Source organism: Oceanobacillus salinisoli, from assembly GCF_009733865.1.
In the GTDB taxonomy this organism is placed as follows: Bacteria; Bacillota; Bacilli; order Bacillales; family Amphibacillaceae; genus Oceanobacillus; species Oceanobacillus salinisoli.
Genome location: NZ_WOFB01000001.1, coordinates 259956 through 274259 on the forward strand (window position 1 = coordinate 259956; position 14304 = coordinate 274259).

A 14304-nucleotide genomic window follows, 5' to 3' on the forward strand; every position below is an offset into this window, starting at 1 on the left:
CTACTAGTACCTAAAGGAGGTTTTTTAATTGTCTAAGAAAGCACCTGAAATAGAAGAGTATCAATATGGGTTTCGGGACAAAGACGTTTCCGTTTTCCGTACTGAAAAAGGGTTAACACGTAAAGTTGTGGAAGAAATCTCTAAAATGAAAGAAGAACCTCAGTGGATGCTGGACTATCGTCTAAAAGCTTTGGAACATTTCTATGAGCGTCCAATGCCACAATGGGGTGGAGATCTAGCAGGATTAGATTTTGATGAAATTGTTTATTATGTGAAACCATCAGAAAGACAAGGAAGAACATGGGATGAAGTACCTGATGAAATCAAGCAGACCTTTGATAAATTGGGTATTCCTGAAGCAGAACAAAAATACCTTGCTGGTGTATCTGCCCAGTATGAATCTGAAGTAGTATACCATAGTCTAAAAGAAGATTTGGAAGAACTCGGTATTATCTTTAAAGATACAGACACAGCCTTGAAAGAGCATGAGGAACTTTTTAAAGAATATTTTGGTAAAGTGGTACCATATTCTGATAATAAATTCTCAGCCCTAAACTCAGCGGTATGGTCTGGTGGTTCCTTCATTTATGTTCCAAAAGGCGTGAAAGCATCAACACCACTGCAAGCCTACTTCCGTATTAACTCAGAAAACATGGGGCAGTTTGAACGAACATTAATTATCGTTGATGAAGGCGCATCTGTACACTATGTTGAGGGATGTACAGCGCCGGTTTATACAACTAATTCGCTTCACAGTGCAGTAGTTGAAATCATTGTGAAGAAAGATGCGTACTGCCGTTACACAACCATCCAAAACTGGGCAAATAACGTGTATAACCTGGTTACTAAACGTGCAACATGTGATGCCAATGCAACGATGGAATGGATTGATGGTAACATTGGATCTAAGCTTACAATGAAATATCCTTCTATCCATTTAAGAGGAGAAGGTGCGCGCGGAAATACTATTTCTATCGCGATTGCTGGAAAAGGCCAAGTTCAGGATGCTGGTGCGAAAATGCATCATTTGGCACCTAATACTTCATCTACTATCGTTTCCAAGTCATTCTCCAAACAAGGTGGTAATGTAACATACCGTGGCCTAGTACACTTTGGACGTAAAGCAGATGGTGCTCGTGCCAATATTGAATGTGACACATTGATTCTCGATAATGAATCCAAATCTGATACGATTCCTTATAATGAAATTAACAATGACAATATTTCATTGGAACACGAAGCAAAAGTTTCCAAAGTATCAGAAGAACAGTTATTCTACTTAATGAGTAGAGGATTAACAGAAGAAGAAGCAACAGAAATGATTGTAATGGGCTTCATTGAACCATTTACAAAAGAACTTCCAATGGAATATGCGGTAGAAATGAACCGTCTTATCAAGTTCGAAATGGAAGGTTCTATTGGTTAATTGACAAAAAACCTTGGTATATTAAAGTTATACCAAGGTTTTTTAATATGCTTTATTTAGAGTGTTCCGACGTTGTGCCTGTCTATAAACGTTAAACATCCTCTAAAGAGTAACTTAATAAGTCTTCTTCTTTATTCCAATCGATATATACTTCTACTGTTGTGCCCTCATTATTACTGATGGCAAAGTTGGGATCGCCATGTTCGCCGGCATTTTTTTCTTCTTTCTCAAATTTTTCTCTTACATTCTCGCCTAAAATTTCCTGGAGTCTTTCGATTGCTTGTTCGCGGGTTAAATTTTTCATTTTTATTCTCCTGTATGATGTTTTTTTCTTTAATAGGATGTTCCAGTTTAACGTTTATCATACATTATGAAACAACATCAACAATATATTCATATGCATTTCGTAAAAAAGAACGATGACCCAATAAGTAGGAATCCTTGCCAATTAGTGCTAATATTAATAGTAGAGTCAATGAGATGGAAGGGATAGAATTTGGTTTTTTTCATATGTTTAGGAATAGGTATTCTTACCGCATTTATCGGTTCAATAGCAGGATTGGGGGGAGGAATCGTTCTCGTTCCAAGCTTGTTTTTTATGCAAAATATTTCCGAATCTTTTACATGGGCAACCCCACAATCTATTGTCGGCATTTCGCTTATAACAATGATATTTACCGCATTATCATCCACTATATCTTACATAAGAGGAAAACGGGTAGACTATAAAACTGGACTACTCTTTCTAACGGGCAGCATTCCTGGTGGAGTTATCGGATCATGGTTAAATGAGTTTATTCATGTCGATACATTTTTATTATACTTTGGTATTTTAATGCTCGTTATATCGTTAATATTATTTATGAATAAAGATGTTTTTAGAAAAGATATAGATCCTAATGAAAATGGAGTTAGGATATTTACATTATTTGGGGAACAATTTCATTATAAAGTATCTGCCAGTGCCGCATTTATTCTCTCTTTAGTCGTTGGTATGCTCTCAGGATTGTTCGGTATTGGTGGGGGATCCATTATGGTGCCGGCAATGATGTTACTTTTTGGAATTCCTGCGCATATTGCTACGGCAACGTCCATGTTTATGATATTCTTTGTGAGTATATCAGGTACGATAACACATATGGCTTTAGGGCATATTGTTTGGGAATATGTATTATTTTTTGTACCAGGAGCTTTGGTTGGCGGGTGGTTAGGTGCAAAGGTGAATCAAAGGCTAACAGGAAAAACACTGGAATGGATATTGCGAATTCTACTTATTTTAATAGGGTTACGAATGATTTTCCAAGGGCTTTCATAAGGAGTATGACAAACAATGGAAGAAAAACTTTATTTTTATTATACCAATGATTTACATAGTAATTTTAAACAATGGCCTAAAGTGGCTGGATTTATGAAAGAGGCTAAAACAGAACGTCAAGCTTATGGCAATGATTATTGGTTAGTGGATATTGGTGATCATATGGATAGGGTTCATCCAATTTCAGAAGCATTCATGGGTAAAGCTAATATTCAATTAATGAATGATTTGAATTATGATATTGCTACATTTGGTAATAATGAAGGAATTACATTGTCACATGATGACTTATTTCATTTATATGATGATGCGGCGTTCGATGTCGTTTGCACGAATCTCTATAGTATGGATCATCATCATCCAGCATGGTTAAATCGTAAGGTCCATATTACTTCGTCCAGCGGATTGAAAATTGGGGTTATCGGTTTAACAGCACCATTTAATGACTATTATCATTTACTCGATTGGCATGTATCCTCTGTGTTTGATGAGCTTGATAAATACGTTGAGATGTTAAAACCACATACAGATATTATCATTCTCTTATCCCATCTTGGAATAAATGAGGATCAGGCAATTGCGAGAAAATATACAGATATTGATGTTATTATTGGCGGGCATACACACCATCTGTTGCGAAGTGGAGAAATGGTTAATAATACGTTAATCACTGCAGCAGGAAAGCACTGTTCCTTTGTTGGGGAAGTAATAATCACTTGGGATCATGACACAAAGCGTCTTGTGAAGAAGGAAGCTTATGCTGCCGATATTACCAATCATCCAAAAGATTTAGTTACGGAACAGCGGATAAACGTGCTACAGGAAGAAGCGGACAAACGATTAGGGTATACAATCGTACATACCGAACATCCCATAGAAGTAAAGTGGTTTCAGTATACGAAAATTATGCAGGAACTTACTAATACATTAAAAGAGTTTACGCAAGCAGATATAGCTATGTTAAATTCTGGGTTATTATTGGATCAACTTCCAGCTGGCGATATAACTTACAGAGATGTTCATCGTATTTGTCCGCATCCGATCAATCCAGTTACTGTCGATTTATCGGGCAGTGAAATAATGGAAGTAATCCGTGCTTCGTTCACAAAGGAATTTACAGAATTAGAATTAAAAGGATTCGGCTTTCGTGGAAAAGTACTTGGAAGAATGGTTTTTTCTGGAATTGACGTAGAAACGGCTTTCCATTCCAATGGGGAAGAATATGTAAAGCATGTACATTTACCAGATGGATTAGAAATCGTTCCGGATAAGGTTTATAAATTAGCAACCGCCGACACTTTTACATTTGGCCGATTATTGCCTGAGATTGCAAGGTCTAATACAAAACATTATTTCTTGCCAGATTTTTTGCGTGATTTGTTAGCTGATACTTTAAGAAAAAAATTTTTATCATGTGATTAACTGGTTGGAACTCCAATATCAAGAATGGTAAGTGGGAGTCTTACGGCCACTTCTAATTTGTTTATCTACATCGGTAGGCCAGGAAAAAAACATTGATTGAAAATTTATTTTAAAAAAGTAATTCCTGTCATATAGGCGTTTATCCCACTTTTTGATGTTAGGAGTAGAGTGATTTTAGTGACATTCCACCTTCTTTGTGCATAAAAATATTATGTACATTACGAAGGAGGCATATAATCTTATGGTTACAGTAAAACCTTTAGAAGTAGAGGGCAAGTATTTTACTGCAACAACGGTTGAACTCCCTAAAACGACACTATTAACTATCTCCAATGAGGTCGGTTATATTATGTGTGCGGCTTTAGATGTGGATTTCTTTGATGAAAATCCAAAACTCAAACAAAGAAATGTCATTGCTGGTCGTGCAGAAGGTGTAAGGACGATTGACCAATTATTACATGCACCACTTGCAAAAGTAACGGATGCTTCCCGTGAACAATACGGATGGGAAGTAGGTATGACCGGTAAGGAAGCACTTTTAAGAATTTCCTAAAAAAAAAGAAAAAGCGGAAGCCCTGGTTATTTGACTGGCGCTTTCGCTTTTTTACATCGACTGTGAGGATCAACCACGTGTTAATTGGCTGTGAGATCCCACTTCAAATACGTGCCGCCGACCCGAAAACCGAGCGAGCCCCAATTCAAATCCTACGAAGAGTGCATATAATATGATTCATATGTTTATGCTCCAATTACAAAAGGATGCAATAAATTTATAGAAAAAAAGGAGAATTTCTGGTACTATTTTCATAGGCGTATGTCTAATCATGTCGAAATGACTATGTTAGGAGAAACTTATGAAGCTTGTAAGCACAAAGTCTATTAAACCAGGGACCGTTCTTGCTCAGTCTATTTATAATGAAAATGGAGTTATACTCATTTCAAAAGGGATGAGTTTAACCAGTAAAGTAATCAATCGGCTGAACAGTTATGGTATTACATATGTATATATTGAAGATGAATTGACCAGTGATATTTATGTTGAATCGATTATTCCAGATCGGTTACGTATGGAAGCAGCGAGGACAATTAAAGATACCTTCTTAGAAGTAAAAAAGGAAGGAATTATGAAGAAATCCTTTATTTTAGACAAAAAAGGAAAGGATTTATTGAATGTCGTTCAAAAATTAATGGATGAAATACGTCATCAGGAAAAGTCATTATCTTTGCTTACGGATATTTTCCTAACTGATAATTATATTTTTCAGCACTCTTTAAATGTAACGATTTACTCGCTGGCGATAGGAGTCAATTTGAATCTGCCCAATAAAAAATTAATGGATATTGGGATTGGATCTTTGCTTCATGATGTCGGGAAAATTTTTATTGATCAGGAAATCCTTCAAAAACCGGATAAGCTGACAGATGAGGAATTTGAAGTAATTAAAAGCCATACAGAAATCGGATATAAATTTTTAAACAGCAATTTCGGTATTTCCTCTGTAGTAGCTCATTGTGCATATGATCATCACGAACGGTTGGATGGATCTGGTTACCCTCGTGGATTAAGCGGAGATCAATTACATACCTATGCAAAAATAATAGGTGTTGCAGATGTATTTGATGCGGTAACAAGTAATCGGGTGTATCGTGATGCCATGCTCCCACATGAGGGATTAGAGATTCTTTATGGAGGAGCGGTTCATTTATTTGAAAAAGATATTGTGGAAGCTTTTAAGAAAAGTATTGTCGTCTATCCAACTGGCATATCGGTGGAATTAAGTGATGGCCGAAAAGGTGTAGTCGTCAGGCAAAATAAACATCTTTGTGACAGGCCGGTTATTCGAATTCTGGAAGAAAATGATGTCCAGGTAGCATCTCCCTATGAAATTGATCTAGGGATTGTATTAAATCTAACAATTGTTTCTGTCATGAAGGATTAATTAATTCTATCCCTCCTAATACAAGCATAAGTTTGTTTTAGGGGGGATTTTGATGCGACCACGAAAAAGATTTGGAAGAAAAAAATTTGCCTCACCCTCGGGGAAGAATATATTTCTAATTACGCTCGTTGTATTTGTTATTTGTGTGATCTTAAGTATTGGAATCGTCAGTAAGGGAATAACGCCTGCAATCATTGAAATATCTGAAATTAAAACAGAGGAATTTGCTACACGAGCTATTAATATGGCGGTAAGATTTGCAGAAGGCTATGATTTCAATGATGTGTTAAACATTACTTATGACAATGAAGGAAATGTTGCGGTTTATAATTGGAATCAATCTGTGATTAGTGAGATTAACCGAGTTGCGACGGATCGGGTAGAGGAATTTTTTCTTCATATGAATCGAGGAGATCCGATTTCTTATGATTATTCTCTGCATGAACCGTATGACTACAGTGACGGTGCAGAAGATCGGGCTGCACAGGATCCGACGTTAATTGAGGTTCCGTTGGGGGAAATTACGGGAAATGCTGTTCTTGCAAATTTGGGACCGAAAATACCTATAAACCTAGAATTGGTTGGGGCCGTTCGAACGAATATTATTAGAGAAACGGAACCTTTAGGGATTAATGGGTCATGGGTTTCTTTATATGTCAATGTGGAAGCAGATGTACAAATTATTATCCCGTTTATCACAGAACAAACAACAGTTCAAACAGAAATTTATATAGATGGTGGAGCTATAATGGGAGATGTGCCTGAGTTCTATGGTGGTGGAAGTGATGGTCCTTCGATTGCAGTTCCAAAAGAAGATTTTGAAGAAGAAAAAGAACTAGAAGAAGAGGGCTTGCAAGAAGGTGAATAATCTAGTATATTAGTTTTTGTGAATTGAATAGACCTCAGATCGGTGAGGTAGAGGCGCAAACAAGAAGAGTAATCAGCAGGAGAATGACAACGAGGATTGCTGATGAAAGGATTGTTTGCCGAAGCGTAATAAGGGTCAAACTTATTATAGCTGGTGTACTTTTAAACAAAAGGTATACTGTCATGCAAAGTGTGTGCATGGAGGACTCCTGATCGAAATGGAGGATAACGTATTTTGTTAAGAACAAAGATAGGTTATTTTCTATCTTTGTTTTTTTGTGTGTAAAGATATCCTAAGCATTACATGGAATACACAACAGACTGCGTATGCTCGTACACCAACATTTCAATATTTAATTAGCTCATCTCCTCACACCTGCGACATTACTATACAATTGGAGGTAAGCAAATATGGAAGGGACGCTTTACTCACTTATTCCCGCAATATTAATGCTTGTTCTTGTTATATTAACGAGAAAAGTACTTCTGTCTTTAGGGGCGGGAATTGTAGTTGGAGCATTATTTATACATGATTTTCAAATACTTGGAGCACTTCAGGAGATTTGGACAGTTTTTTATGAAATAATTATCTCTGAAGGGGCGCTAAATACAGGAAATCTGCTGTTATTGGGTTTTCTGCTATTACTAGGAATAATGACTGCATTTTTGCAAGCATCTGGAGGCAGCCGTGCATTTGGAGAATGGATGCTAAAACGCGTGAAAACGCGCAGTGGTGCTCAGCTAATGTCAGGGGTCTTAGGTATCATTATTTTTATTGACGACTATTTTAATAGTTTGGCTGTTGGGCAAGTTGCAAGACCGATAACAGATCGTCATAAAGTCTCACGTGCTAAACTTGCTTATATTATTGATTCAACATCAGCGCCAATTACGGTTATTTCCCCAATATCCAGTTGGGGTGCATATATCATTGGTATTTTGGGTGGAATGTTTGCTGCAAATGGTATTACAGACATACAGCCATTACAAGCATTTATCCAAATGATTCCACTTAATCTTTACGCCATTACAGCAATCATTCTTGTTTTTTTAGTGGCGTATTTGAAAATGGACATTGGTCCAATGCGAACACATGAGGAACGTGCTATTCGTACCGGACAACTTATAAGCCCAGATCAAAGTAAAGTTTCTGGCGATTTAAGCGATGAATTTGAAGCACATCCAAAGGGCAAAGTGTATCATTTATTGCTTCCAATCGCTGTTCTCGTATTTGTCACGGTCTTAGCAATGATTATTACTGGTTCTCGGGCAAGTGAGGGGAACGTCACATTACTGTCTATCTTTGCCAATACGGACGTGAATATGTCCCTGTTTATAGGAGGAGTGGCAGCAGTGATTACTTCTTTTATATTCCATTTTGGACAAAGTGCACCTAAATCGGCTATTGGTAAAATGCTCGCTGAAGGAATCAAGACCATGCTTCCAGCTATTTATATTTTGATTTTAGCTTGGATGATAGGTTCTATCATTAGCACATTGGAAACTGGCCAATATTTAGCCCAAATATTTAATGATTTACAAGTCAATGCAGCGATGTTGCCGCTTTTATTCTTTATTATTTCTGGATTTATGGCATTAGCAACTGGTACATCGTGGGGAACATTTGGAATTATGCTGCCAATTGCAGCAGAAGTTGCAGTAGTAACGGATATGACGATGCTGTTGCCATCCTTAGCAGCGGTTTTAGCAGGGGCTGTATTTGGTGATCATTGTACACCAATCTCGGATACAACCATCCTTTCTTCCACCGGTGCCGGATCGAATCACATTGATCACGTTCTGACCCAATTGCCATATGCATTGATAGCAGCTGTTATTGCCATGATTGGATATGTACTAGTTGGTTTTACTGGACAAGCTGCTATTTCATTGGTTATATCCATCATACTAATTATTGCTATTAGTTTAACAATTAATTATTTTATAAAAAATAATCAAGATAACGCATAATAAGAGCGATTCTTTCATCTATATAAGATGAGAGAATCGCTTTTTTTGAAAAGATAAGAACGTATAAATTTTTTGCTTCGATGTCTAGCTCCAGCGCCCAGCGACTAGCGAGACTTCCCTCACCTCCGTACGATAAAGAAGACTTACCGATTGGTGAAACCAGAGGCTTAGTCGCACTTATACCCTTGTGGTGAAAGTCAACATCGACTCAGGTTTTTAGGAGCCGACTAAAAGCGGGCTCTAGCGCTCATGCGTCGGCATACCCCTATGAAGGGGCATGTTTCCTTTTCGCTCTTCAAGCATAAGATTCACTAAGATTTTTACATTCGTAAAAATCAAGATCATCTAATCTCCTGCGGGGACTGTTCGGTTAAAACCGCCGCTTTGCGTGGCAACACCGAACCACCTGGCATGGCCAGGCGCAGTCCGTACGTCACTAAACGGGCGCTTGCGCTTTTCTTATAGATACAAAATATAAAACTTTCTTCCTCCATAAGTACAGATAGGGATGCGTCATATATTCTTGTCCCTAGTTGTGTGAAAAACCTTTTTTAAAAGTTTTGTAATTGAATAAAAATTTTAATTATTACTTTGACATAGTCTAAAAGTACCGTTATAATACAAATTAATATCAGAAAAAATAGATTCTTAATAATTATTCTTATTGTAGAAAAATAGTGTTACTGCAATAAGAAGAGAAAAGGGGAGGCGTTTATATGGAAACAAGGTCACTGTGGGGGACCAGATCAGGTTTTATCTTGGCGGCAATTGGGTCAGCTGTAGGTTTAGGTAATATTTGGCGATTTCCATCTGTTGCATACGAAAATGGTGGAGGAGCATTTTTTATTCCATACTTATTTGCATTGCTGACTGCGGGAATTCCACTGTTAATTATGGAATTTACGATCGGCCATAAGTACCGTGGTTCGGCACCATTATCGTTTAGCAGAATGAATAAGAAAGCAGAATGGCTTGGATGGTGGGGAGCATTGGTAGCCTTTGTAATCTCTACCTATTATTCTGTCATTATTGCTTGGGCCATGTCTTATACTATTTTCTCTTTCAATTTAAACTGGGGTTCAGACACAGAAGCATTTTTATTCAATGACTATTTAAATTTAACTGTCGATCCTGGACAAACAGGTAGTTTTGTTCCTGGTGTGCTCATTCCATTAATTATTGTTTGGGTTTTAGTACTGGGTATTTTGTTTAAAGGAGTTAAAAAAGGTATCGAAATTGCCAACCGAATTTTTATCCCGCTATTAATCGTTTTATTCCTTATTATAGTTATTCGGGCAATTACATTACCTGGAGCCATTGATGGATTGAATGCATTTTTCCAGCCTGATTTTGAATCCATTATGTCATCTGATGTATGGGTTGCTGCTTATGGACAAATATTCTTTAGTTTATCGATCGCATTTGCCATTATGATTGCCTATTCTAGTTATTTGCCGAAAAAATCTGATATAACGAATAATGCCTTTACTGTAGGGTTTGGTAACTCAAGTTTTGAATTACTAGCTGGTATTGGTGTATTTTCTATTCTAGGTTTTATGGCCGGTCAAGCTGGTGTAGCAATAGATGAATTAGTAGCTGGTGGTGTAGGACTTGCATTTGTAGTGTTTCCACAAATTATTAATGAATTGCCTGCACTGAGCGGTCTATTTGGTTTCTTATTCTTTGCATCGCTGGTACTTGCTGGTTTGAGTTCTTTAATCTCTATTAGTGAGGCATATATCTCGGCAATTGTAGATAAATTTAAAATATCCAGAGCTAAAGCAGTATTGCTTGGTGGTGGGTTATCTGCTGTTATTTCACTGCTTTATGCAACACAAGGTGGTCTATTCTTCCTTGATGCGGTAGATTACTTTATTAATCAATTTGGTGTTGCATTTATCGGGTTAATAGAAGTTGTTATGGTAGCTTGGATTTTACGTAAGTTGAATGTCTTGCAGGAACATGCTAATGAAATTTCTGATATTCCTTTAGGTGGATGGTGGAAAATTAGTTTAGGTGGTATTACACCAATTGTATTAGGATATATGATGTTCGATTTATTCAGATTAAATCTATTAAAACAATTTCCGACCGATACAGGTAACTATGAAGGATATTCAGATACGTTCATAGCGATTGCTGGCTGGGGGGTAGCGGCGGCAGCATTAATCATTGGTATTTTATTAATGTTTACAAAATGGAAGAACGACGTCACGGAAGATTACCAAAAATCTGAGGAGGCAAAATGATGACTGGTGGAGCAATCTTTGTAATGGTTCTTGGTATGGTAATCATTTGGGGTGGACTTGGATTAAGTATTAACCATGCCGTTAAAAAAGCCAAAGAAGCTAAAGAAGCAGAGTGAAAATATATTTATGAAAATAAGGTTATCACTCTATGGTGATGGCCTTTTTAATTATAGGATCTATTTCGTAAAGTTTGTTGTTAGGGAATGGATATAAACCCCGAACAAACTTAAAATGATGGTTGGAGCATCAACTTACCGCTACGGAAATACACTACGCGCACCTTAGGGCGGCTGGTGAGCCTCCTCGTGCTGTCTCGTCTTTAGGGGTCTCACCGATGCCTCTTTTCCTGCGGGAGTATCCATGTATTTCTTCCGCTGTTTTTGTGCTATTCAACTTTCTATATTAGTATTGCCAATTGATTTTGACTGGGTCAGGGAATAGTTTATTTCCTTGGAATAATACAAAGATTTTATCTTATTTACGATATAACACTGTCCTGTTCGAAAACAGGTAACTAAAATCTTTAGAGCAAAAAGTAATCTAATGCAATATCTATTTACTAAGAATAATGTAGGGTCTATCTACAGATGAAAGAAGCTTAATCTCAAACGTCCTATTTACAGGTTATAGCTACACATTAAACAGAAAACTGGTACTAGCGTAGGCAGAATACGTAGACTCTTCGAAAATACAAACCGATTTTCTTCGTGCGATGTAGAGCTGAAGTTCGCGTTCCTTGTCCTGTGGGAATAGCACGTTCCAGACCTGAGCAGCTGCGGTTTTCCGCGAGGAGGCTTTAGGTCGTGCCCACGAACCGTAAGTCTTCTGCCGGAGCGAATGCAAAACCACTATCAACATTAGAATAAGCGAGAGCACACTAGTTCGAAGTTAAAATATGGAACATTTTCCTGTAATAAGCAACAATCTTTTTAGAAAAAATTCTAATTATTAAACCGTTTGAACAAAGGAGGTTATCACAATAATATGACTACAAAATTGATATACAATTCCGTAGTCATATTTAGAGATTCTTGTATAACGTTAATTTTTTGCCATTCGTTCCCATTTTTTTAAGTACGGATAGGGATCGAACGAAAATTCGTTTTTTCCATTGTCCTTGTACATTCCGTAGTGTAAATGCGGTGGGAATTTACCCGACGTTCCAGGAGGTCCGTATCCTGTTGATCCAACACTTCCAAGGACATCTCCAGGTTTAACCACTTGTCCTATTTGTAAATCATCATTATAGCCACTCATGTGTGCATAGTAGTGATAAATATTGTATATATCTCTAATACCAATGCGCCATCCGCCATACAAATTCCAGCCCATCATCTCTACTACACCATAAGTTGTTGACTTAACCGGGGTTCCATAATCAGCAAAAATGTCTGTTCCTTCGTGTGTTCGTAGGCCACCGAACCCCCGTCTGTCTCCCCAAGTATTATTGTAGCTGTAATTGTAGTTGATGGCGACTGGGAAGTCACGGTCGGTAAGGTTTATATCCTTGAATTTTCGAAACACTTTAGATGTATTTTTGATTGTTTGTACGGTTAGGTCCCGCTTATAATAATTCCACAGGGCAATCTTAATGTCATCCTCGGTAGGTCCATACTCTAAGAGGATATTTCCCATGGTAAATAAAATATCTTCAGCATCTTCAGGATCCGCTTTTCCGTCGCCATTTCCATCTTTTCCTTTACCATCAAACATTTCGATAATTTCCACACCCTGGTATTCAGAGGCATTTCCTATACCAAACCATATCTCAGATGGTATATCGATGGAAATAACCTTCTCCGGTTCACTACTATCTTGGGTATTTCGTTCAAAATTGTCAATAGCAGCTAAGTAATACCAAGGAATTTGTGTCAAAGCTTCTGTCTTTTTAAATAAAGCCATTCTTTTATCATAAATGGATTCTTTATCTTCATTTTCTTCTTCTGCATTTACCGTACTTACACATAAAAATGTCAAAATAAGTATGGAAACGATTAGCTTCTTAACCAATTGCTTCACCTCCCGGATTACACGTATATTTTTCGTCACATAACGTATTCTATTCCATACTTTCCTACAAAAATATCAGTGCTATCGCCATCAAAGGCTAACGATAGCCATATTTGGACTTTACATGTCATTGCTGGTATGATGTCCCTGTGGTGACTTTTGCATTTCTTTTATTAGTTGATTAATCAACTGATCGTAATTGCGTCGAGATGTTGAGTTATGAAGGCTTTGTATATCGTAAATTAAGGATTCATTATCAGAGACGTAAATCTCATAAAAGCTCGGCATAACAGATTCTGCGGTCTTTCTTGCAATTTGTGCTGTATTTTCTTGTTCACTGTTTTCTTCGCTTTCATAGGCAACTAAAACTTCCTGATCTGTAACGAGTGTAGCCACTTCTTCAAACCCTTCATTAACTAATATAAGCCTTGTAATCATATCAGCCATTTCTGGACGGTCTATTTTTGCTTCCCGATTATTTACTGCATCTTCATTTATTTCATCTTTTGAATAATGTACATAACCTAGTTGCTGATTCATATCCTGATTTTTCGTTCGAACTTCATCACGATTAGGGTCTAATTCATCAGCAATTTGATCTCTTTCCTCCATAGTATTATCTGTATCCACATTACAAGCACTAATAAAAAGAATGGAACTAACTGTAAGAATAAGAATAATTATTTTTTTCATGGTTTCCCTCCTTTATGAAATATGTCTCTTTCCTAGTTTGCTGTGAAAAAGGGAAATAATGCACCGAAATTTCTGTTTCTGTTTATCAACATATGGTAAAATAGATTCAGGTTGAAGAGAGGTGACTTGGAGTGTTGGAGTTACATGGAAAACAATATGAAATCATGGAGAACGTAAAAAATGGTTTTCAGGAAAATGCGTTGAAAGAACGTTATTCAGATATATTAGCTAAATACGATTACATAGTTGGAGATTGGGGTTATAATCAACTCAGACTAAAGGGCTTTTATCATGATCGAAGTGCCAAAGCCTCTATCGATACGAAAATAAGTGCACTGGACGATTATTTATACGAATACTGTAATTTTGGCTGTGCTTATTTTGTACTTAGAAAAATAAAAAAGTAGGAGC

13 protein-coding genes and 1 riboswitch are annotated in these 14304 nt (G+C 37.1%); of the genes, 10 read left to right on the forward strand and 3 right to left on the reverse strand.

Annotated features, from left to right (window positions below):
* Positions 1-28 precede the first annotated feature (28 nt).
* A complete protein-coding gene (sufB, locus tag GMJ66_RS01150; protein ID WP_156288506.1) occupies positions 29-1426 on the forward strand; it encodes a Fe-S cluster assembly protein SufB in 1398 nt (465 codons plus the stop codon).
* Between the two features lie 91 nt (positions 1427-1517).
* Here the strand turns inward: sufB and GMJ66_RS01155 are convergent, their stop codons facing one another.
* Entirely contained in the window at positions 1518-1730 is a 213-nt protein-coding gene (locus GMJ66_RS01155) for a hypothetical protein (protein WP_156288507.1), read from the reverse strand.
* 192 nt (positions 1731-1922) lie between these two features.
* Here GMJ66_RS01155 and GMJ66_RS01160 point away from each other — a divergent pair, with 192 nt between their 5' ends.
* From GMJ66_RS01160 to GMJ66_RS01195, 8 genes are all read left to right on the forward strand, one after another.
* A complete protein-coding gene (locus GMJ66_RS01160) occupies positions 1923-2741 on the forward strand; it encodes a sulfite exporter TauE/SafE family protein (RefSeq protein ID WP_156288508.1) in 819 nt (272 codons plus the stop codon).
* Between the two features lie 15 nt (positions 2742-2756).
* Positions 2757-4163, forward strand: a complete 1407-nt coding sequence (locus tag GMJ66_RS01165; RefSeq protein WP_156288509.1) for a bifunctional metallophosphatase/5'-nucleotidase — start codon at positions 2757-2759, stop codon at positions 4161-4163.
* A gap of 241 nt (positions 4164-4404) precedes the next feature.
* Complete coding sequence (locus tag GMJ66_RS01170) at positions 4405-4716, forward strand: YunC family protein (RefSeq protein WP_156288510.1); 312 nt, start codon at positions 4405-4407, stop codon at positions 4714-4716.
* A gap of 301 nt (positions 4717-5017) precedes the next feature.
* Positions 5018-6103 (forward strand): HD-GYP domain-containing protein, encoded by a 1086-nt coding sequence (locus GMJ66_RS01175; protein WP_156288511.1) that lies wholly within the window; start codon positions 5018-5020, stop codon positions 6101-6103.
* Between the two features lie 52 nt (positions 6104-6155).
* Positions 6156-6971, forward strand: coding sequence for a sporulation protein YunB (gene yunB, locus GMJ66_RS01180; protein WP_156288512.1), 816 nt, complete (start codon positions 6156-6158; stop codon positions 6969-6971).
* A gap of 40 nt (positions 6972-7011) precedes the next feature.
* Positions 7012-7187: riboswitch (Lysine riboswitch) on the forward strand.
* 194 nt (positions 7188-7381) lie between these two features.
* Entirely contained in the window at positions 7382-8941 is a 1560-nt protein-coding gene (locus tag GMJ66_RS01185) for a Na+/H+ antiporter NhaC family protein (RefSeq protein ID WP_156288513.1), read from the forward strand.
* A gap of 716 nt (positions 8942-9657) precedes the next feature.
* Complete coding sequence (locus tag GMJ66_RS01190) at positions 9658-11190, forward strand: sodium-dependent transporter (protein WP_156288514.1); 1533 nt, start codon at positions 9658-9660, stop codon at positions 11188-11190.
* Positions 11190-11306, forward strand: a complete 117-nt coding sequence (locus tag GMJ66_RS01195; RefSeq protein WP_156288515.1) for a methionine/alanine import family NSS transporter small subunit — start codon at positions 11190-11192, stop codon at positions 11304-11306. Before GMJ66_RS01190 ends, GMJ66_RS01195 begins: the two co-directional genes overlap by 1 nt.
* A 925-nt stretch (positions 11307-12231) precedes the next feature.
* Here the strand turns inward: GMJ66_RS01195 and GMJ66_RS01200 are convergent.
* Both GMJ66_RS01200 and GMJ66_RS01205 read right to left on the reverse strand, forming a co-directional pair.
* Positions 12232-13200 carry a M23 family metallopeptidase gene (locus tag GMJ66_RS01200; RefSeq protein ID WP_197046567.1) on the reverse strand — a complete coding sequence of 323 codons (969 nt, stop codon included), beginning with the start codon at positions 13198-13200 and terminating at the stop codon, positions 12232-12234.
* Positions 13201-13320: 120 nt separating this feature from the next.
* A complete protein-coding gene (locus GMJ66_RS01205) occupies positions 13321-13893 on the reverse strand; it encodes a YhcN/YlaJ family sporulation lipoprotein (RefSeq protein ID WP_156288516.1) in 573 nt (190 codons plus the stop codon).
* Positions 13894-14024: 131 nt separating this feature from the next.
* On the opposite strand from GMJ66_RS01205, the gene GMJ66_RS01210 reads away from it, so the two are divergent.
* A complete protein-coding gene (locus GMJ66_RS01210; protein ID WP_156288517.1) occupies positions 14025-14300 on the forward strand; it encodes a YutD family protein in 276 nt (91 codons plus the stop codon).
* Positions 14301-14304: the final 4 nt, after the last annotated feature.

Excerpts from the sequence above, each read along its gene's own strand:
- GMJ66_RS01165 (WP_156288509.1), top strand. The coding sequence starts at position 2,757 with ATGGAAGAAAAACTTTATTTTTATTATACCAATGATTTACATAGTAAT.
- GMJ66_RS01155 (WP_156288507.1), bottom strand. The coding sequence starts at position 1,730 with ATGAAAAATTTAACCCGCGAACAAGCAATCGAAAGACTCCAGGAAATT.
- GMJ66_RS01185 (WP_156288513.1), top strand. The coding sequence starts at position 7,382 with ATGGAAGGGACGCTTTACTCACTTATTCCCGCAATATTAATGCTTGTT.
- GMJ66_RS01170 (WP_156288510.1), top strand. The coding sequence starts at position 4,405 with ATGGTTACAGTAAAACCTTTAGAAGTAGAGGGCAAGTATTTTACTGCA.
- yunB (WP_156288512.1), top strand. The coding sequence starts at position 6,156 with ATGCGACCACGAAAAAGATTTGGAAGAAAAAAATTTGCCTCACCCTCG.
- GMJ66_RS01175 (WP_156288511.1), top strand. The coding sequence starts at position 5,018 with ATGAAGCTTGTAAGCACAAAGTCTATTAAACCAGGGACCGTTCTTGCT.
- GMJ66_RS01190 (WP_156288514.1), top strand. The coding sequence starts at position 9,658 with ATGGAAACAAGGTCACTGTGGGGGACCAGATCAGGTTTTATCTTGGCG.
- GMJ66_RS01205 (WP_156288516.1), bottom strand. The coding sequence starts at position 13,893 with ATGAAAAAAATAATTATTCTTATTCTTACAGTTAGTTCCATTCTTTTT.
- GMJ66_RS01195 (WP_156288515.1), top strand. The coding sequence starts at position 11,190 with ATGACTGGTGGAGCAATCTTTGTAATGGTTCTTGGTATGGTAATCATT.